General features: G+C 37.6%; 19 protein-coding genes. 10 read left to right on the top strand and 9 right to left on the bottom strand.

Features of this window, described 5'->3' with window-relative positions:
- The first annotated feature begins 112 nt into the window (after window positions 1–112).
- Window positions 113–367 carry a TIGR03643 family protein gene (locus CSB87_RS05895; protein WP_004705831.1) on the top strand — a complete coding sequence of 85 codons (255 nt, stop codon included), beginning with the start codon at window positions 113–115 and terminating at the stop codon, window positions 365–367.
- 85 nt (window positions 368–452) lie between these two features.
- Here CSB87_RS05895 and CSB87_RS05890 read toward each other — a convergent pair whose 3' ends face one another.
- Both CSB87_RS05890 and CSB87_RS05885 read right to left on the bottom strand, forming a co-directional pair.
- Complete coding sequence (locus CSB87_RS05890) at window positions 453–593, bottom strand: DUF2256 domain-containing protein (RefSeq protein ID WP_079377804.1); 141 nt, start codon at window positions 591–593, stop codon at window positions 453–455.
- A 4-nt stretch (window positions 594–597) separates the two neighbouring features.
- On the bottom strand, window positions 598–2,121 hold the full coding sequence (locus CSB87_RS05885) for a cryptochrome/photolyase family protein (protein ID WP_031953254.1): 1,524 nt from the start codon (window positions 2,119–2,121) through the stop codon (window positions 598–600).
- 288 nt (window positions 2,122–2,409) lie between these two features.
- On the opposite strand from CSB87_RS05885, the gene nudC reads away from it, so the two are divergent.
- Window positions 2,410–3,189 (top strand): NAD(+) diphosphatase, encoded by a 780-nt coding sequence (gene nudC, locus CSB87_RS05880; RefSeq protein ID WP_031953252.1) that lies wholly within the window; start codon window positions 2,410–2,412, stop codon window positions 3,187–3,189.
- 103 nt (window positions 3,190–3,292) lie between these two features.
- Here nudC and CSB87_RS05875 read toward each other — a convergent pair whose 3' ends face one another.
- A complete protein-coding gene (locus tag CSB87_RS05875; protein ID WP_002014084.1) occupies window positions 3,293–4,648 on the bottom strand; it encodes an amino acid permease in 1,356 nt (451 codons plus the stop codon).
- Between the two features lie 378 nt (window positions 4,649–5,026).
- Here CSB87_RS05875 and prpF point away from each other — a divergent pair, with 378 nt between their 5' ends.
- The 3 genes from prpF to CSB87_RS05860 all read left to right on the top strand — a co-directional run bounded on the left by prpF (window position 5,027) and on the right by CSB87_RS05860 (window position 7,713).
- A complete protein-coding gene (gene prpF / locus CSB87_RS05870) occupies window positions 5,027–6,214 on the top strand; it encodes a 2-methylaconitate cis-trans isomerase PrpF (RefSeq protein ID WP_031953250.1) in 1,188 nt (395 codons plus the stop codon).
- A gap of 159 nt (window positions 6,215–6,373) precedes the next feature.
- A complete protein-coding gene (locus tag CSB87_RS05865) occupies window positions 6,374–7,285 on the top strand; it encodes a polyprenyl synthetase family protein (protein WP_000097114.1) in 912 nt (303 codons plus the stop codon).
- A gap of 59 nt (window positions 7,286–7,344) precedes the next feature.
- Window positions 7,345–7,713, top strand: a complete 369-nt coding sequence (locus tag CSB87_RS05860) for an MmcQ/YjbR family DNA-binding protein (RefSeq protein WP_031953249.1) — start codon at window positions 7,345–7,347, stop codon at window positions 7,711–7,713.
- 69 nt (window positions 7,714–7,782) lie between these two features.
- Here the strand turns inward: CSB87_RS05860 and CSB87_RS05855 are convergent, their stop codons facing one another.
- The 4 genes from CSB87_RS05855 to CSB87_RS05840 form a co-directional block, all read right to left on the bottom strand.
- On the bottom strand, window positions 7,783–8,637 hold the full coding sequence (locus CSB87_RS05855) for an SPFH domain-containing protein (protein WP_002051299.1): 855 nt from the start codon (window positions 8,635–8,637) through the stop codon (window positions 7,783–7,785).
- 28 nt (window positions 8,638–8,665) lie between these two features.
- The gene (locus tag CSB87_RS05850; RefSeq protein ID WP_004885442.1) at window positions 8,666–9,127 is read right to left on the bottom strand and encodes an NfeD family protein; all 462 of its coding nucleotides are present in this window, start codon (window positions 9,125–9,127) and stop codon (window positions 8,666–8,668) included.
- Window positions 9,128–9,232: 105 nt separating this feature from the next.
- Window positions 9,233–10,150 carry a patatin-like phospholipase family protein gene (locus CSB87_RS05845; RefSeq protein ID WP_004705841.1) on the bottom strand — a complete coding sequence of 306 codons (918 nt, stop codon included), beginning with the start codon at window positions 10,148–10,150 and terminating at the stop codon, window positions 9,233–9,235.
- A 67-nt stretch (window positions 10,151–10,217) separates the two neighbouring features.
- Window positions 10,218–10,844 carry a lysophospholipid acyltransferase family protein gene (locus tag CSB87_RS05840; protein ID WP_004885444.1) on the bottom strand — a complete coding sequence of 209 codons (627 nt, stop codon included), beginning with the start codon at window positions 10,842–10,844 and terminating at the stop codon, window positions 10,218–10,220.
- 127 nt (window positions 10,845–10,971) lie between these two features.
- On the opposite strand from CSB87_RS05840, the gene CSB87_RS05835 reads away from it, so the two are divergent.
- The 5 genes from CSB87_RS05835 (at window position 10,972) to CSB87_RS05815 (ending at window position 17,930) form a co-directional block, all read left to right on the top strand.
- A complete protein-coding gene (locus CSB87_RS05835) occupies window positions 10,972–12,219 on the top strand; it encodes an MFS transporter (protein ID WP_031959220.1) in 1,248 nt (415 codons plus the stop codon).
- Window positions 12,220–12,760: 541 nt separating this feature from the next.
- The gene (locus CSB87_RS05830) at window positions 12,761–14,044 is read left to right on the top strand and encodes a DcaP family trimeric outer membrane transporter (protein ID WP_031953247.1); all 1,284 of its coding nucleotides are present in this window, start codon (window positions 12,761–12,763) and stop codon (window positions 14,042–14,044) included.
- A 187-nt stretch (window positions 14,045–14,231) separates the two neighbouring features.
- Complete coding sequence (locus CSB87_RS05825) at window positions 14,232–15,881, top strand: phosphoethanolamine transferase (protein ID WP_031953246.1); 1,650 nt, start codon at window positions 14,232–14,234, stop codon at window positions 15,879–15,881.
- A gap of 14 nt (window positions 15,882–15,895) precedes the next feature.
- Window positions 15,896–16,570, top strand: coding sequence for a DNA-binding response regulator PmrA (locus CSB87_RS05820; protein WP_002051287.1), 675 nt, complete (start codon window positions 15,896–15,898; stop codon window positions 16,568–16,570).
- Between the two features lie 25 nt (window positions 16,571–16,595).
- Window positions 16,596–17,930 carry a two-component system sensor histidine kinase PmrB gene (locus tag CSB87_RS05815; protein ID WP_004712203.1) on the top strand — a complete coding sequence of 445 codons (1,335 nt, stop codon included), beginning with the start codon at window positions 16,596–16,598 and terminating at the stop codon, window positions 17,928–17,930.
- On the opposite strand, the gene CSB87_RS05810 is transcribed toward CSB87_RS05815, so the two are convergent.
- Together CSB87_RS05810 and CSB87_RS05805 are read right to left on the bottom strand one after the other, a co-directional pair.
- Window positions 17,927–18,625: a phosphatase PAP2 family protein gene (locus CSB87_RS05810; RefSeq protein ID WP_017393843.1), complete on the bottom strand. Its 699-nt coding sequence runs from the start codon at window positions 18,623–18,625 to the stop codon at window positions 17,927–17,929. The two genes, CSB87_RS05815 and CSB87_RS05810, sit on opposite strands and share 4 nt — an antisense overlap.
- Window positions 18,626–18,884: 259 nt before the next feature.
- Window positions 18,885–20,072, bottom strand: coding sequence for an ammonium transporter (locus tag CSB87_RS05805; protein ID WP_031953245.1), 1,188 nt, complete (start codon window positions 20,070–20,072; stop codon window positions 18,885–18,887).
- Window positions 20,073–20,347: the final 275 nt, after the last annotated feature.

Here is a 20,347-nt window from a genome sequence, read left to right as displayed (position 1 = left end):
AAGCAAAACACGAAAACATTCAAAGCAAGCAATCGGGTAAGTGAAGCTATTTCCGAAAGGTTGTTTGTTAAAGAATCCGTCTTGGCTACGACATAATTTAAAAGGGCATAACATGAAAAAAATTGATGAACAGGACTTATCTAGAATTATTGAAATGGCATGGGAAGATCGAACACCATTTGAAGCAATTGAGCGAGAGTATGGCTTGCGTGAAAGTGAAGTTATTCGTTTAATGAGATATAACTTAAAATCGAGCAGTTTTAAACTCTGGCGCAAGCGTATGGCAGGGCGTAAAACCAAGCATCAGCAATTACGTTCACCAGAAGTTGAAAGAGCTTACTGTTCTCGTCAGTATAAATATGCGTAAGACCATCAAATATAATCAATTGAAAGACAACTGATTCAACAATGAAGAGTAGTGTTGAATCAGTTAAAACAATCGCGTGAAATATTTACTTATTTGAGCGGGCTTGTCGTTTACATCTTTCAGAGCAATATTTTACTTCTTCCCAGCAACGTTCCCATTTTTTTCGCCAGTTAAAAGGGCGTTGACAATAGACACATATTTTCTGGGGTAGATGCTGTTTTTTCATGATGTTAAAGCTCATCAAGTTGATGAATAAGTAACTTTGCATGATGTATGACAGAAGCTTTATCTTTCATACGATCAAGGTTTTTGTAGACCATCGCCATTCTGGGATTTTGACGAAATATGGCCTCATGCTGGCTCATAAAATACCAATACAAACTGTTAAATGGACAACTGTCTGTTTCAGTTTTTGTTTTGACGTTATATGTACAGTGCTGACAATAATTTGACATTTTATGTATGTAATTACCTGATGCAGCATAGGGTTTACTTGCCATGATGCCACCATCTGCATACATGGCCATGCCTAAAGTATTCGGTAATTCGACCCATTCATAAGCATCTACATAGACAGCTAAATACCATTCGCAAATTTCTGATGGATTTACACCTGCTAAAAGCGCAAAGTTGCCTGTAATCATTAAACGCTGAATATGGTGAGCATAGCCATGTTCAAAGGTATTTCTGAAACACTCGGCCATACATGCCATTTTTGTATCACCCGTCCAGTAATATTGTGGCAGCGGCGTGCTGGCATGAAGGGTATTTTGATCGCTATAGTTAGGCATAGACAACCAATAGATTCCACGCACATATTCCCGCCATCCTAAAATTTGGCGTATAAATCCTTCTACTGCATTTAAGGGGGCCTGTCCGTTGTAATAGGCTGTTTGAGCAGTGTCACACACCTCTTTTGGTAATAACAATCCACAATTTAAATAAGGCGAGAGCAGACTATGAAACATAAAGTCTGAACCATAAACCATAGCATCTTGATAATCGCCAAAGTGGGGCAAGCTGTTAGAAATAAAATCATCTAAAGCAAGCAAGGCATTTTGACGGGTAGTTGCCCATTGAAAGGAATCGATATTGCCGATATGTTGAGAAAATTCTTTCTTGACCAGTCGAATAACATCTATATCAATTTGATCATGCTCAAAGGCTAATTTTGGTGGCAAAGGCGGATCGTCTGACCATGCTTTTCGATTGGCTTGATCAAAGTTCCATTGCCCGCCTATGGGTTGTTGGTCATGCATTAAATATTGAGTTTGCTTGCGCATTTCTCGGTAAAAGTATTCCATTCTTAGCGTTTCATATTTCTTTGCCCATTGCTTGAATTGTTCTACGGTACAAAAGAAGCGATCATCTTCTAAACAAATAACAGATAGTTTTAGTGAGTTAGCCCATGAACTTTCGATTTCATGCTGCAAACGATATTCACCACATTGGGTAATGACGAGAGCATTTGCCGAGAAGTGTTGCTGCTGCAAAGCAATAAAGTCGACTAACTTTTTTATATGACCTTCGCGCTTAAATGTGTGATAACGGATTTTCCAACCCTGTGCTTTTAATTCTTTTGCAAAGTGCCGCATTGCACTAAAAATTAGCGCTATTTTTTGTGGATGATGAGCCACATAAGATGTTTCCTCAAGCACTTCAGCCATCAAAATAATGTCTTCATTTCGGTTTAAATACTTGAGCGTTGCGAGTTGGTGATTTAATTGATCACCCAGAATTAAGCCAAATCGCATATTTTTGTTTCATGAGATGGAACTAAAACTAGTCTAAGTTTTCATAGATCAATTTTATGTGAAGCAGTGCTTCTAAGTTCATCACTAGTCGCTTAGCTATAAAGAGATGGATATAACTTAAAAACATAATGTGTGTGAATAAAATGTGATTTTAATCAAAAAGATACAAATTAAATAAATTGAAGGTGTTTACCAATATGCGTAAGATTTTTGAAAAATATGTTTTAAGCTTGATTCTTTTGAATGAGCTATAGAGGCCATCGAAAGGTTCTTCACTCGAGTATATAAATGGATACCAACAACCATCCTATTGCTTATATTTTTCAGCAACAACAACTTTTGGTTGATGCGAATTTTAATCTGCCTTGCCTTAAACAGCAGGAACATGATTTACATATACAAGCAGACCCTCAAGTAATAGCAAGAGATTTCCAAGAAGGTGAACCTATACCAAATGGATATCAGTTCATACCTATTCGCCAACTGTTGCAGTACTGGACTAAACCGCAGTTTGAACAGGCGAGTCGTGCTTTTCAGTTACTCGAGTGGTGCCGTAATCATCAGTTTTGTAGCCGTTGCGGACATAAAACCCAGCAGCATAAGACTGAATATTCTATGACTTGTCCTGCATGTAATTTCAGTCAATATCCTAGAGTTAACCCTTGTGTGATTACTATTATTACACGTGGAGAGAACGAGATTTTGCTGGCTAAAAATGCCAGAAATACGGGCCATATGTACAGTTTAATTGCTGGCTTTGTCGAGGTAGGGGAAACACTAGAAGATGCTGTGCGACGTGAAACATTAGAAGAAGTTGGATTACACATTAATAATATTCAGTATTTGGGGAGTCAACCATGGCCATTTCCGAGTAACTTAATGTTGGCCTTTAAAGCCGAATATGAAGCGGGCGAAATTGAAATTCAGGAGAAAGAGCTCAGTGATGCTCAGTTTTTCAAATTTGATCAGTTACCTGAAATTCCATTTAAGGGCAGTATTGCGCATGCAATGATTATGCATGTTATTCATGGCACACCTGTCGCTGATGATACGAAACAGTGGCTCTAAACAGTCATTCAGATATGCTTTTAATTTTATAGCCTTAAATTTAAATAAAAAAGCCATTGTCGAGACAATGGCTTTTTTCATGTTTTAAGTACAAGGGTTCAGATTATTGTTCTTTAGCATTAAGTACTTTAAACAAAATAAACATAAGAATAATCCAGATCGGAATCATCATGACAGACTCTTTAAAGCCTTGGCTCCACATAATGTAGAGTACAACAGCAATGAAACCTAAAACCAAATAGTTACTAAATGGTGCCCAAAGTGCAGGGAAGTGAGTTTTTTGACCGAGTTTTTTCATTGCTGATTTAAACTTGAGGTGAGTCATACTGATCATCGCCCAGTTCAATACCAATGCTCCAACTACAATGTACATTAAGTGACTTAAAGCATCTTCAGGTACAAAGTAATTTAAAAGAACACAGCCAAAAATAAGTAATGCAGATAATAAAACTGCTGGTACAGGTACACCTTGTTTATTTACTTTCTTGAAAATTTTTGGCGCGTTACCCTGTTGAGCTAAACCGTAAAGCATACGGCTATTGGCAAACATCCCACTGTTATAAACAGAGAGGGCCGCGGTTAAAATAATAAAGTTCAGTAAATGTGCAGCCCAACCAATACCCATTTGGCTAAAAATCATAACAAATGGACTTTTATCGAGACCGCCAAGATCTAACTGGTTCCATGGCACTAATGAAAGTAAGATCGCTAGTGAACCGATATAGAAAATCAAGATACGGAAAACAACTTGGTTAATTGCTTTTGGAATGGTCTTTTTCGGATCTTTTGCTTCTGCCGCAGCCATACCAATCAGTTCAATACCACCAAAGGCGAACATTAAGAAAGCCAACATGTAGAAGAGGCCACTAAAGCCATTTGGAAAAAATCCACCATGAGACCACAGGTTACTAAATGAAATGCTTGAACCCACATCTGCTGTAAATAGCAAATAAAGGCCAAAAACAATCATAGAGATAACAGCAGCAACTTTAATAATAGCAAGCCAGAATTCGGACTCACCATAAAATTTGACGTTTGTTAGGTTAATTGCCGTAATTACGACAAAGAAGAATAAGACAGACGTCCATGCTGGAATATGAGGCCACCAGTAATTAATATATTTGGCTACCGCGGTGAGTTCACTCATCGCAACCAGAACATAGAGCATCCAATAATTCCATCCAGCTAAAAATCCGGGAAATTTCCCCCAGTATTTATACGCAAAATGGCTGAACGATCCTGCAACAGGTTCTTCAACAATCATTTCTCCCAGGTGGCGCATAATTAAAAAAGCAATTAAGCCACCAATGGCATATCCTAAAATAATGGATGGTCCCGCAGATTGAATCACTTGCGCCGAGCCTAAAAATAATCCGGTACCAATTGCTCCACCCATAGCAATTAATTGGATATGTCGATTTTTTAGTCCTCGTTGCAGTGTAGAAGATTCGTTGGTCAAAGGTCTTCACTCACTATGAATAAGTAAATTATTCTAATAGATGGATTTATTTTAGCCTAGACTACAAATTAACAAGCGGTGACTGAAAAGTAACACTAAAAAATATTTAAAATCATTAACTTGCTTTTAATAATTTAAAAATGATTAAAAAATATTCTAAAAATATATTTTTGATAGACTCTTTTTTTCATGATTTTGCTTAATTCGGTCATTGCGAGCATGAATCTAAATTCTCAAAATAAGTCTGCGTCAATACGATTGATGTATAAAAGCATAACGCTATCTCTAGATCACAAAACGATTTAAGATGAAGCGGATGACTAAACAAGTCTGTTTGTTTCGAGATATAAAAACACAATAGTAAGGATAACAGTTGATATGAGCTCAGTACCGCAAATTAAAATTCCAGCAACTTACATGCGTGGTGGAACCAGTAAAGGCGTATTTTTTAAACTTGATGATTTGCCGGAAAGAGCTCAGGTGGCAGGTCAAGCAAGAGATCAACTCTTACTACGTGTCATTGGTAGCCCAGATCCTTATGGAAAGCAAATTGATGGAATGGGTGGAGCGACTTCAAGTACCAGTAAAACCGTTATTCTCGCTAAAAGCACACAGCCAGATCACGATGTAGACTATTTATTTGGACAGGTTTCAATAGATCAGCCTTTTGTGGACTGGAGTGGTAACTGTGGTAATTTAACTGCTGCGGTTGGCTCATTTGCGATTTCAAATGGTTTGGTTGATGCCGATCGTATTCCTGAAAATGGCCTCTGTACTGTTCGAATTTGGCAAAAAAATATTCAAAAAACCATTATTGCTCATGTACCTATCACCAATGGTCAAGTTCAAGAAACTGGTGACTTCGAACTGGATGGAGTGACTTTCCCTGCTGCAGAAGTTCAAATTGAGTTTTTAGACCCAGCCGATGATGGTGAAGAGGGCGGTGATATGTTCCCGACAGGGAATGTTGTTGACCAATTAGATGTGCCTGAGATTGGTAGTTTTCAAGCCACATTTATTAATGCCGGTATTCCAACCATTTTCTTAAATGCAGAAGATTTAGGATACCAAGGTACAGAACTGCAAGATCATATTAATGGTGACGCAGCAGCACTAGCACGTTTTGAAAAAATTCGTGCCTATGGGGCTGTACAGATGGGTTTAATTAAAGATATTTCAGAAGCAGCTGCACGTCAGCACACACCAAAAATTGCATTTGTCTCTAAGCCGAAAAATTACACAGCTTCAAGCGGTAAAAACGTTTCAGAAAATGATGTCGACTTACTGGTTCGTGCTTTGTCGATGGGTAAACTCCACCATGCCATGATGGGAACTGCAGCGGTAGCAATTGGTACGGCTGCTGCCATTCCGGGTACATTGGTAAATTTAGCAGCTGGTGGTGGCGAGCGTGAAGCAGTGCGTTTTGGACATCCATCGGGAACATTACGTGTTGGTGCTCAAGCTGAACTTACAAATGGTCAATGGGTAGTGAAAAAAGCCATTATGAGCCGTAGTGCACGTGTCTTAATGGAAGGTTGGGTACGCGTTCCGGGTGATAGTTTCTAAAAGTCATTTAAATGAAAAGCCTCTCTACGATAGAGAGGCTTTTTTACTTCTGACATCTATAACTCATCACGCACTTTTTACAGTGAATCGTGTATGATGTAGCACATGAATGTTTCATCACATTCAATAAAATTTCTCTACTGATTTTACGAGGCGACTGTGTCATCACTCTCTCAAGTTAATGCGGATGTTTTAAAACAAGCTCAACAACGTATTCAACAAGATTTATTGACAACACTCGCCGCATTTTCAATTCCTGAACCTTTAAAAAGCGCAGTACACCATGCAGTTATGCTTGGTGGAAAACGTGTGCGTCCAGCTTTGTGTTACGCCACAGCTTCTTTACAAGACAATCCAAATTTTGCGGCTGCTCGCCGTGCGGCAGTTGCGGTTGAACTTATTCATTGCTACTCCCTAGCGCATGATGATTTGCCTTGTATGGACAATGATTTACTTCGTCGTGGTCAGCCAACTTGCCATGTAGCATTTGGTGAAGATACCGCTTTACTTGCAGGTGATATTTTACAGTCGATGGCTTTTGAGGTTTTAGGGAGTCGTTTGTTTGATGAACAAGGGCAGGGAACTGATGCTGCAATTGTATTAAAGCAAATTCAAATTTTAGCAACAGCCAGCTCTAAAATGGTTTGTGGACAGGTTTTAGACCTACAAGCTGAAGCTAAACAAATTTCTCAAGACGAACTAGAAAATATCCACCGTAATAAAACGGGAGCGCTTATTCAGGCTGCCATTATGATGGGTGCAGTGACAATTTTCTCTGGAACAGATCAGGCAATTCCGAAATTGCGTCAATACGGACAAGCAATTGGACTGGCTTTTCAGGTGCAAGATGATATTTTGGACATTACCTCAAGCACTGAAACTTTAGGTAAAACTGCGGGTAAGGATGAACAAGTACAAAAGTCGACTTATCCTGCTTTAATGGGACTTGAGCAAGCACAGGTTTATGCAAAAGAGTTGCATGATCAAGCTTTTGAGGCTTTAGCGCATTTTGGTGAAAATGCAAAAGAATTAGTTGAGATTTCACAATTCCTTTTAGCCCGTACCAACTAATATAAAATCAAATTAATAATCCTGCTTGTATTCATATTCAATGAATAAAGGAGATAAGAATGAATGGTGATCAGCTCCATCAAGTTGCAATAGAGATTGCGTGTAATCTTCCTTTTAGTGAGCAAAGCCAACCCTTTGGACCAGAATGCGACGTCTTTAAAATTTTAGAAAAGGTGTTTTTATTAGTAGGGGAAGGAACGGGCACAAAAATGATTACTGTTAAATGTGATCCATATAAAAGTCAGGAATATCAGGAGCTTTATTCATTTATTATTCCGGGTTACCACATGAATAAAAAACACTGGATCTCTATTACTCCGCATAAAGACTTAACTCGTGATTTACTTCAAGATTTGATTCGAGATTCTTATGACTTAGTCGTAAAAAAGCTACCTTTGAAAGATCAAAAAAGATTAAACAACCAATAATACTCAATATGAAAACGGCGACCATCAGGTCGCCGTTTTTATTTCAATGACTTATTGAAAGCAGTTAAATTAATTATGCTTTCCCATAATGCCACGGATTGTATTTAAAACATCAGCAGGTAATACAACAGTTTTAGCATTGCTCGATTTAGCCATGTCTTGCATTGCTTTAACGTACTGTTCACCTAATAGATAAGCGACAGGTGTTTCTTTATCACCGACTGCGCTTGTTACCATTTCAATCGCTTTTTGAGATGCTTCTGCTAAGACAACTTGTGCTTCTGCATCACGGCGAGATGCTTCTAAACGACCATCTGCTTCTAAAATTGCAGCTTGCTTTTCACCGTCAGCTCTAGTCACTGTAGCACGACGTTGACGTTCAGCAGCGGCTTGAGCTTCCATAGCAGCTTGCATGGTTGAAGATGGCTGAATATCTTGAATTTCTACAGTTTTTAAAGTGATACCCCAATCCGAAATATCATCAGAGATTGCAGCTTTGAGCTTCGCTTTAATGTGATCTCGTGAAGACAGTGCATCATCTAGATCCATTTCACCAACAATAGAACGTAATGAAGTCTGTACAAGGTTTTGAATGGCCCATGTATAGTTTTCAATACCGTACACTGCTTTTTCAGGGGTTGTTAAATTGATATAAGCTACTGCATTCATAAGCAATACAGCATTGTCACGGGTAATCACTTCTTGAGATGGAATATCCAGCACAATATCTTTAGTGGTGACTTTATAAGCTACGTCATCAATATAAGGAATAACAAAGTTCAACCCTGGATTAAGCGTGGAATGATATTTCCCTAAACGCTGAACAATCCATTTATAACCTTGAGGAACAATACGTACCCCTTTAAAAATAGTAACTGCTACAAAAGCCAAAAAGGCTAAAACAATAATGGTACCAACTGGCATGAAAATAACCTCTCTTTATCTTTAATGTTTATGAAGTACTGTGGGGCTGGACAATTAAGTCATTGCCCGAAATATCAATGACACGGACTCGATCACCGACTTTCACAGGGCTAGTGCTGCGACAGTTCCATTCATCGGCCCCTAAAATAGGCATAGGGAAACGGACAATAATTTGGTCATGAGCAAGTCCGGTTTGAATCACCATACCAATTTGTCCAATGGTGGCCTCACGAGGTAAACCTGCTTTAGTTCTATCAATCGATAAGGGTTTAATAAATTTGAACCAAAGAATGGTGCATAGCACCGATAAAATAATCCACAATACAATTTGGGTTGTAAGGCTAATATCTGGAAATAACCAATAGAGAAAGCAAACCATAATGGCTGCAATACCAAACCAGAGAGCGGCAAAAGCAGGGATAATCAGTTCAGAAAGAATAAGTAAGATACCCAATACAAACCAGTGCCAAGGTTCTACAACAAACTCCATAGATCTGCTCTTTTATATATCTTTATGATGGGTAAAAGTGATCTCATATCACTTTTACCACTGTAGCAGATGATAGTAAGTGTGGATAGAAAAAAACCACCTCAATTAAAATTTAGGACGTGGTGCTGGCTTAAATGCGGCTGGAGATTTTTTGAAATTCGCAATTGCAGTTTCAATTTGACGAATTTGGCCTTGAGCAGCTTTCTCACCCTCTAAAATAGCTTCATTACTTGATTTTAAATCGAGTGTACCTAAGTGTCCAACTTTAGGTTGAATGACTACGTTTGCTAGCTTTAACTCTTCATTAATACTTTGTTGACCCATAATATTAATGGTTTGATCAAGTAAGCCCCACATATTCGCCGGGCGATTTCCTGCTGGACGTGCTGAAATATCAACGGCAATCACAATATCTGCACCCATATCACGTGCTGTTTTTACAGGAATTGGGCTAACTAATCCGCCATCTACGTATTTTTGATTGCCAATAGTGGCAGGTACAAATACGTTTGGAATACTACAAGATGCACGTACTGCTTGACCTGCATTACCTTTAATAAAGTCAGCTTTTTGACCATTATCAAGACGGGTTGCTACTGCTGCAAAACGAATTGGGAATTTCTCAATAGGCTTATTGCCCACGTTACGGTTCACATAATCTTGTAGTTTTTGTCCAAGAATAATACCTTGGCGATTAAGCGTTAAATCACGAATATCCGATTCTTGTAATTTAAGTGCAAGATTTTGGAGCTGATAAGGTGTTTGCCCACTGGCATAGATACTTCCTACAAAACTACCGGCACTTGTACCCGTAACAATTTTAGGTTTAATACCATGTGATTCTAAGACCTTGATAACACCAATATGTGAAAATCCTTTTGCTCCACCCCCGCCTAAGGCAAGTGCAATAACTGGTTCGCGTGCTTTAACTGAAGTGGTCGGTGTTGGTGTTTTGCTGAATTTATCACAGCCAAATAAGGCTAAAGAGATAAATCCGATACTGGCAAATTGAGCAATTTTCATCTTTGAAAAACAATCTATGGCAAGATAAATTAAGATGGCCCATCAGACCAGATTCGTTCAATTTTTGCTAGGTTTTTTTCACAAGATTTTGTAAAGGTTCTGCAAGCCAATTACGATTTTTCGGTGATATTTTTCCATCATAACGTTCAAAAATTTTGGCGAGATCTTCATCATAATTTCCGCTAGGAGTTAAATAGCCTAAGCAGTGAATAGTCTTGCGATCATAATCAAAAGAGAACATCACAATCGGGATATTAGCCTTTGCAGCAATATGGTAAAAGCCACTCTTCATTTTTTTTGCTTTCTTACGTGTGCCTTCTGGCGCCATTCCAATCCAGATTTTGTCATAATCCTGAATGGTTGCAACCACCTGTTCAGTCAGTCCATTGGCAGAGTCACGTTTTACCGGAATAACACCTGCCCAATCTAAAACACGTTTAAAAGGAGGCTTAAATAAGCTGTCTTTACCTAGTACTGTAATTTGAATGCCAAGCCCAAAAATAGCTAAAAAACCATACCAGCCATCAATATTGGATGTATGAGGAGAAATAATCGCTACAGCCTTAGGAAAGTTAGGAACTTCACCTTCTATGGTCCAGCCTTGAGCCAAAAAAAGTTTTTTAAATAATGCTCGACTTAAAGCATTACCACGTTGAGGGACCTGTGGAGGTAGCTTAGGGAAATGTTGTTCCATATTTTTAAGTTTTAAATCATCCTTTGTTTTATCTTAATCTTTTGAAATCTATGCTTCATTGGCAAAATGTAAGACTACGCATGGTATTTCATGTTATTACCGCACAAAGAAATAAAAGTAGGTATATATGTTTCGACAGCAAAATCTTTATCTTTTGCTATTTTCCTTATATTGGGCGCAAGGTCTACCTGTGGGTTTTATGACCCATGCTTTGCCCGTAATATTAAGAGCTCAAGGTGTATCACTCGCGCATATTGGTGGTTTTGGGCTGCTTATGGTGCCTTGGTCAATCAAAATATTTTGGGCACCGTGGGTGGATCGACACGCAATTTCCCGTTTAGGTCATTATCGTAGCTGGATTTTACCCACTCAGCTTTTAACGGTGGCAGTACTTTGTATTTTATCTTTTTTTCCTATTCAGGCTTTAGATCAGCCTTTGTACTTATTTATATTTTTTATTGCACTGTTATTTATGAACTCGACGGGCGCAACTCAAGATATTGCAACCGATGCTTTAGCTGTCAATTTATTACAACATGATCAGCAACATTGGGGAAATACATTTCAAGTTGTAGGCTCTCGGCTTGGTTTTATTGTAGGTGGGGGAGCTGTGTTATGGTGTTTAGATTGGTTGTCATGGCAGCCAACTTTTTTATTATTAGCTGCTTTAGTATTTATCAATACTCTACCTGTTTTACTATTCAAAGAGCCTCCTCATGCTTCTCATTCTGACAATCAGTCTAGCCAGCCAAATTTATTGATAAAAATTAAGTCTTATTTGAGTTATTTTTCTCAAAATAAAGAGCTTCGCTCTTGGTTAATGGTGCTTATCACTTTTAAAGTGGCAGATGGCTTAGCCGGGCCGTTATTTAAACCCTTAATGGTTGATATGGGATTAAGCTTTACCCAAATTGGTGTTTACATCACTATGCTAGGTGCTGTTGCTGCTTTAGTGGGAGCATTTATTGCAGGGTGGGTGCTAAAGCACTTTTCTAGACCAGCTACATTAATTAGCTTTTCCATATTAAAAATTATGAGTTTAGGTGCTTATGTTTATTTAGCTTATGCTTATGAGCAGGAGATAAAAATAAATACATGGCTTATCTATTCTGTAAATGCTTTGGAAGATGCCTTTGCTGCCATGCTATTGGTTGTAATGCTAACGTTGGTTATGCATTACAGTCGAAAGTACTATGCAGGTACCGATTTTACTTTTCAGGTTTCGATTATGGCGACTGTAAGTGGGGGGCTTTATACCTTGAGTGGAATTATTGGAGATGTACTTGGTTATTTCCATTATTTGATAGCTATTGTCACTATTGCTGTACTATTTTTAATTCCTATTTACGTATGGAAGGCAGCAAAAGCTGTATAAAAAGTGATATTAAGCTGATGAAATAAAGAAACTTAATTCATATTAAGTTAAGCTAAAAAGTTGTGCTTATAACTTTACTCATTCTTTTAAAAATGTATATTTTTAGCTATTCAAATGGCTTATTAATTGTGCCATCTTGTTTGGGTAGCAAATGGACGCTAGAAAGGAAAAAAGGATGGAAGTAACAAGAAAAATTATGTGAATCAAGCAACGTCGGTAAAAAAATATTCACTTAGACGGTTTATTAGCCTAAAGTCTAAAAAAGAATAATGAAATAATGATTTAATCATTCTATAAGATAAGAGAGTTGTGTAGGATTCGTTACAACATGAAGTCAAGGTAAAAGTTCTGTAAACAAAAGTATGTCTTGCTTCTTTTGATTTGGAATTTTTAATCTTACCCAGCGTTAAAATTGGTTTTGATTGCGGTAATAAAATTAATGCAATCAAATTTGGAGAATAGTTGATTTTTTAGTGCTCAATGGTCACCGAATCAACTTGGCATGGATAAGCAACATAAAATATATTTTTAGGAGTTTTTGATGGATCTATTCCTTAATCGTAAATCGTTTGTTGTTAAAAGTTTAGCTATTACAGTAACAGCTTTAATGATGAGTGGGGCAAATGCGGCAACCTCTGAAAAAGAGGAAATTCAAAAACTTCGTCAAGAAGTTGAAGCATTAAAAGCATTAGTTAAAGAACAGCGCCAAGTACAGCAACAACAGCAAGTGCAGTTAGCTGAAGTTAAAGCACAGCCTCAACCTGTTGCTGCGCCAGCTTCTCCATTAGCAGGTTTTAAATCTAAAGCTGGTGCTGATGTAAACCTTTATGGTTTCGTTCGTGGTGATGCTAACTATATTATCGAAGGTGCCGATAACGACTTTGGTGATGTTAGTAAAACTGATGGTAAAACAAAAGATAAATTACGTTCGACTGCTAAAACCACACGTCTTGGTTTAGATTTTAATACACCTGTTGGCGATGCTAAGGTAGGCGGTAAACTCGAAGTCGATTTTGCTGGCTCAACAACAGATTCGAATGGCTCATTACGTATTCGTCATGCTTATTTAACGTATAATGACTGGTTATTTGGTCAAACGACGTCTAACTTCTTGTCAACTCATGCACCAGAAATGATCGATTTCTCGACAAACGTTGGTGGTGGTACAAAACGTGTTCCTCAAGTACGCTATGGCTACAAGTTGGGTCCAACTACACAATTGTTTGTTTCTGCTGAAAAAGGTGATAGTACTTCAGCAGCAGCCGGCGATAGCATCAAGTATAGCTTACCTGCATTAACTGCTAAAATTACTCAAGGTTATGCAGACGGTAAAGGTTCTGCATCAGCTCGTGCTTTGGTAGAAAATTATAAATCATCACTTGGCGATGATAATAAAACTGGATGGGGTATTGCTGCAGGTACAGACTTCAAAGTTTCTGATCCTTTAAAAGTTTTTGCTGATGTTTCATATGTAGTTGGTGATAGTAGCTATTTATATGGTAGTAATGCTGCCTATACTTTAGTAAATAATAATATCGAGCAAAATAAATTTGTTGCTGTACAAGTAGGTGGTACTTATAAAATTTTACCTAACTTACGTTCAACTTTAGCGTACGGTGCAGAGTTTGCTGATGACGGCACTGATTATGCAAAAGCATATACAGCTGGTAATGAAAAAGTTCAGCAAGCATGGATTAACTTCATCTATACGCCTGTTAAACCAATTGATTTAGGCCTTGAATATGTCAATGGTAAACGTGAAACGTTTGCTGGCCAGTCTTATAAAGATAACCGTATTGGTTTAATGGCTAAGTATAGCTTCTAAATTCTCAATGCTTCTTAGCTAAGTGAGTCGAGATTCATATGAGTCTCGACTCATTTTTTTAATTGAAATAAATAAGTAGCGTAAAGCCGTTAAAAATGGTTTATACCGATCATTCTATTATTTAAGTCATTTTTAAGTTTCAATTTTTACAGTAGAGCATCATAAAAAAAGGTCGTAGTAACCAGAGATGCTGAGTTTTTTTTCTACATTAAGAAATAAGCAGATTTCCCTGTTTATGTTCAACTTCATTATAGCCATTTGGTTAGGTGCAATTCTAAATTTTGGTTTTTATAAAAAAGTTCATTTGTTAACGCCATATTTAGGTATAAAAGCGACCTTTTTCTTAGCGGCTACTGTAGTGATTGTTGTTGCTACCTATTATGCGGCTTTACAAATTTTAAACTGGAAATGGACGGCCAAAATTTTTGCCATTTTACTGGTATTTATTGGTGGTTTTAGCTCGTACTTTGTAAATACTTTAGGTGTCATTATTTCACCTGATCAGATTCAGAATATTGCTCAAACAGATGTTGCTGAAGCTACAGATTTATTGTCTTTGCGTTTTGGGTTCTGGACAATCTTCTTTGTTATTTTACCTATTTTTTTAATTACTCAGGTAAAACTCAAATCAGAAAGAATACTTCCGCTTTTGCTTAAAAAAGTACTTTCAATCGCTCTTGCATTTGCCGTTGTAGGTGGTTTGTTGTTTGCATATTATGTTGATTTTGCAGCAATATTTAGAGAACATCGTGATTTAAAAGGGATGATCTCTCCTCAAAACACTATTTCTTCGGTGATGTCTTATTATCGTAAAAAAGCGCCTAAGAAAAATCTTCCTCTTGTGAAGTACGGTGAAGATGCCCATCAAGTTCAGCAAACTCAAAAAGATTTACCTAAACTCATGGTACTTGTAGTGGGCGAAACTGCACGTGCAGAAAGTTTCTCGCTCAATGGGTATGCTAAAAATACAAACCCAGAGCTTTCTAAACAAGATATTTTAAATTTCTCTCAAGTGAGTTCATGTGGTACGGCAACAGCAGTTTCTGTGCCATGTATGTTCTCTGGTATGCCACGTGCTGATTATGATGAGCAATTGGCAAGCCATCGTGAAGGCTTACTAGATATTGCAAAACGCGCAGGCTATCAAGTGACTTGGATTGATAACAACTCGGGTTGTAAAGGTGCATGTGATCGTGTTGAACAATACCAGATTCCAGAAGACTTAAAGCAAAAATGGTGTAAAGATGGCGAATGTCTTGATGGTATTCTCATTGATAGCTTAAAGCAGTATTTGGCCTCTATTCCGAAAGACGATAAACGTCCACGTTTAGTTGTATTACATCAGATGGGTAGCCATGGACCAGCATATTACAAACGGGCACCTGAGGGATATCAACCATTTAAACCAACTTGTGATACTAATGCGATACAGGGTTGTTCACCAGCTGAGCTATTAAATAGTTATGATAATACAATCGTGTATACAGACCATGTATTAAGCCAAATGATCAATACTTTAAAAGAAGTATCGAATTATCAAACAGGTTTATGGTATTTATCTGATCATGGAGAGTCGACAGGTGAGCATGGTATGTATTTGCATGGTTCGCCTTACTCAATCGCACCGAGCCAACAAACACATATTCCAATGATTATGTGGTTCTCTGATGGCTGGAAACAACATAATCTTGCTCAAGTAAATTGTTTAAACCAACAAACTAAACAAAAGTTAAGTCAGGATAATCTATTCCCAAGTTTGTTAAGTTTATTGGATGTACAAACTCAGGTCATCAACCCTCAACTGGACATGTTGCACTCTTGTGCCCATGTAAACTAAAGCGAGCCTAGAACATGACAAAAATCTTGATGATTGAAGATGATTTTATGATTGCAGAATCAACAACGACGTTGCTGCAATATCATCAATTTGAGGTGGAATGGGTCAATAACGGTTTAGATGGTTTGGCCCAATTAGCAAAGAATAAGTTTGATCTCATTCTTTTAGACTTGGGATTGCCAATGATGGATGGTATGCAAGTTTTAAAGCAGATCCGTCAAAGAGCAGCAACACCAGTCTTGATTATCTCTGCACGTGACCAACTGCAAAACCGTGTTGATGGTTTGAATTTGGGAGCAGATGATTACTTAATTAAGCCTTATGAGTTTGATGAATTACTCGCTCGTATTCATGCCTTATTACGCCGTAGTGGCGTAGAGGCTCAACTTGCAAGCCAAGATCAACTACTAGAAAGCGGTGATCTGGTTTTAAATGTTGAACAGCACATTGCAACATTTAAAGGACAACGTATTGATTTATCGAATCGTGAATGGGCAATCTTGATTCCGCTTATGAGTCATCCAAATAAAATTTTCTCAAAAGCTAATTTGGAAGATAAGTTATATGACTTTGATAGTGATGTGACCAGCAACACGATTGAGGTATATGTCCATCATTTAAGGGCTAAGTTGGGTAAAGACTTTATTCGAACTATCCGAGGACTGGGTTACCGTTTAGGGCAATCATAATTTAAGATTTCGGGACTTCATGAACGTGCATTATTCATTAAAAAAACGACTGATTTGGGGCACCTCAATTTTCAGTGTCATCTTAGGTTGTATTTTAATTTTTAGTGCTTATAAGGTTGCACTTCAGGAAGTCGATGAAATTCTAGATACTCAAATGCAGTATTTAGCGGAAAGAACGGCTGAGTATCCCTTAAAAACAGTAAGTAGTAAGTTTGATTTACATCGAACTTACCACGAAGAAGATTTATTTTTAGATATTTGGGCTTATAAAGACCAAGCGAATTTATCTCATCATCTTCACTTCTTGGTTCCTCCAGTGCAACAAGCTGGTTTTTATTCACATAAAACCGCTGAAGGTGTAGTCCGAACATATGTTTTACCGTTGAAAGACTACCAAATTCAGGTCAGTCAACAAGAGCGGGTTCGTGAAGCTTTCGCATGGGAGCTTGCCGGCAGCATGTTCATTCCATATTTAATTATTTTACCTTTTGCGATATTTGCCTTGGCAGCCATTATTAGTCGTGGTTTAAAACCAATAGATGATTTTAAAAATGAGTTAATGGAGCGTGATTCTGAGGAGTTAACACCAATTGAGGTGCATGATTATCCTCTAGAACTTTTGCCTACCATTGATGAAATGAACCGTCTGTTTGACCGTATTTCTAAAGCACAAAATGAACAGAAGCAATTCATTGCTGATGCTGCTCATGAACTAAGAACACCTGTTACTGCATTGAACTTACAAACCAAGATTTTGTTAAGCCAGTTTCCTGAGCATGAATCGTTGCAAAATTTAAGCAAAGGTTTAGCTCGTATTCAGCATTTAGTGACGCAGCTTTTAGCGTTGGCAAAGCAAGATGTAACTTTAAGTATGGTTGAACCTACTGGCTATTTCCAGCTCAATGATGTGGCTTTAAATTGCGTTGAGCAGTTGGTTAATTTAGCCATGCAAAAAGAAATTGATTTAGGCTTTGTTAGAAATGACCCTGTCGAGATGCATAGTATTGAACCTACCGTACATTCGATTATTTTTAACTTAATTGATAATGCAATTAAATATACACCACATCAGGGGGTAATTAACATTTCAGTTTATACCGACCCAGATAACTTTGCTTGTATTCAAATCGAAGATAGTGGCGCAGGTATAGATCCTGAAAATTACGATAAGGTGCTTAAACGTTTTTATCGAGTACACCATCATCTTGAAGTGGGAAGTGGTTTAGGCTTATCAATTGTAGATCGTGCAACTCAAAGACTTGGTGGAACTCTAACTCTCGATAAAAGTTTAGAACTTGGTGGTCTTTCAGTTTTAGTGAAGTTACCTAAGGTTTTACATTTACATGAAACAAGAGCTTAACTAAGCTCTTGTTTTAATTGTTTTTCGAACTCAAAGCGATGAATACAAATCGCATAAAAGAAAATGTTCACTGCCCAAACAATCCAACCTGTCCATAAGTTATGACTTAGGAAATGTGCTCCTCGCATCATTTGTGCCCAACCCATCATAAATCCTAATAAAATGCCTGAAAATAAATAAAAATAAGCTCGTTTTGGTTGTTCAAGACGATAAACAAAATAACCGGTCATTATGATAAATCCAGCACTGGCATGACCACCTGGAAAACAATGACCATGTTTTGCTGTAAAGTCCCAAATATAGCCACCTAAACTATTAGGATGAACCATATTCCAAGGGCAGGCATGAGCAGATTGTGATTTTAATAAACCAACAACACCGCTACCAATCATGCTGACAAAAAACATATAACCATATTGCCAGCGATAGATTTTTAACTTTTCTACTTTAAATGAAGCAAGCCACAGACCAAAAAAGATGACATAAACCGCAGTGATAATGTCTTTTACGATTTGATGATTAAGCCTTTCGAGATACCAATTTTCCCGATTAAAAAATTGACCAGTTGAATCAATCCAAGGTTGGATGAGGTACATATCAATTTTTCCACCCACTGGGAATACAAATAAAAGTATAAAAAAGCTGATAGCAAGAAAAATAAGCTGAAGCTGAAAAAAATGTTTTTGTTGATTCATTGTGTTTTAACATCAATTTAAGCGTGAATTGAAGGCATTACATAAAATAAAACTTAAATTGTTCTTAAACTAAACAGGATTTTGTTTTTAAATCTTAGAAAAATATTCAATTTAATATATTTTTCAATATATTAAATTGAATGTATGGAAAATTAAAAGTGTAGTTTTTAATCAAGAAAAGTTATTTTTAAACTAAGAGGTTTTATTTGTAAGAGGTATATGAAGCAGAATATTTAAATCCTGCTTCATAATCATTGAATCAAAACATGCCTTCTTCAGAGTTGGCAGAGATTTTATGAATAGACAAATCTGCACCACGAAACTCATCTTCTTGAGATAAACGAATACCAATGGTCGCTTTAAGGATGCCATAAACAATAAAACCGCCAGCAAGTGCAATAGCAATCGCGAGTACTGTACCAATGAGTTGTGAGGCAAAAGATACACCGCCTAAACCACCTAGCCATTTTTGACCAAATAACCCCACTGCAATACCGCCGAAGGCACCGCAAACGCCATGTAAAGGCCATACACCTAGTACATCATCTACTTTGAGTTTATTTTGAGTATAGGTAAATAGGTATACGAACATGGCACCAGCTATACCACCAATAACAAGTGCACTCACGGGATGAACAATGTCAGATCCGGCACAAATAGCAACTAAACCGGCAAGTGGACCATTATGTAAGAAACCTGGGTCATTTTTCCCAATTGCATTTGCTGTAATCGTTCCGCCAACCATTGCCATAAGTGAATTAATAGCAACTAGCCCAGAAATAGCATCAAGACGTTGAGCACTCATCACGTTAAAGCCAAACCAGCCCACGATTAAAATCCATGAACCAAGTGCTAAAAATGGAATTGAAGAAGGAGGGTGAGCACTTACACGACCATCTTTCTTATAACGACCAGAACGAGCACCTAATAAAATAACCGCAGCGAGTGCAATCCAGCCACCCATTGCATGGACTACAACTGAACCAGCAAAGTCGTGAAAAGCTGCGCCAAAGGTCGCTTCTAACCATTTTTGTAGACCATAGTTACCATTCCAGACCATACCTTCAAAAAAAGGATAGACCAGACCTACTAAAGCGATCGTTGCTATTGCTTGTGAACGCATTTTGGCGCGTTCTGCAATACCACCTGAAATAATTGCAGGAATTGCCGCAGCAAAAGTCAGTAAAAAGAAGCAGCGCATTAAATTGTAACCATGATCACTTGCTAGCGCTGTACCATCATGGAAGAAATGCTGGCCATAAGAAATGTAATAACCAACAAAGAAATATGCGATTGCGGAGAGGGCAAAGTCAGTCAGAATTTTACTAAGCGCGTTCACCTGATTTTTGTGGCGAACTGTACCAAGTTCCAAGAATGCAAAACCTGCGTGCATGGCAAGAACCAAAACTGCACCAAGTAACAAGAAAAATAGATCTACATTTTGCATAGCATGCTCGAAAAAAGTGCTAAATTCCATTTTGGAACAAATCTGGGTCTGTGAATTGCACCAAAATAGATTTAAGGAATCTAAAAACCTAAGTTTGTCGAAACAAACTCAATTGCATAAAAGTGAATATGCAATAAGCGCACCAATTTGGATTTTGAAATTAGTTTTTGGCGATAAATGGTGCGTTAATTTGCTTAAAATAGGCTGTTATGGCACATTTTTATGATAAAAGTCATCTAATTTGTTTATAAAATGACCCAAATGAGTTCGTTATT

The organism is Acinetobacter sp. AR_0276 (assembly GCF_003000705.1).
In the GTDB taxonomy this organism is placed as follows: Bacteria; Pseudomonadota; Gammaproteobacteria; order Pseudomonadales; family Moraxellaceae; genus Acinetobacter; species Acinetobacter nosocomialis.
This window is presented reverse-complemented; position numbering and strand designations above follow the sequence as displayed.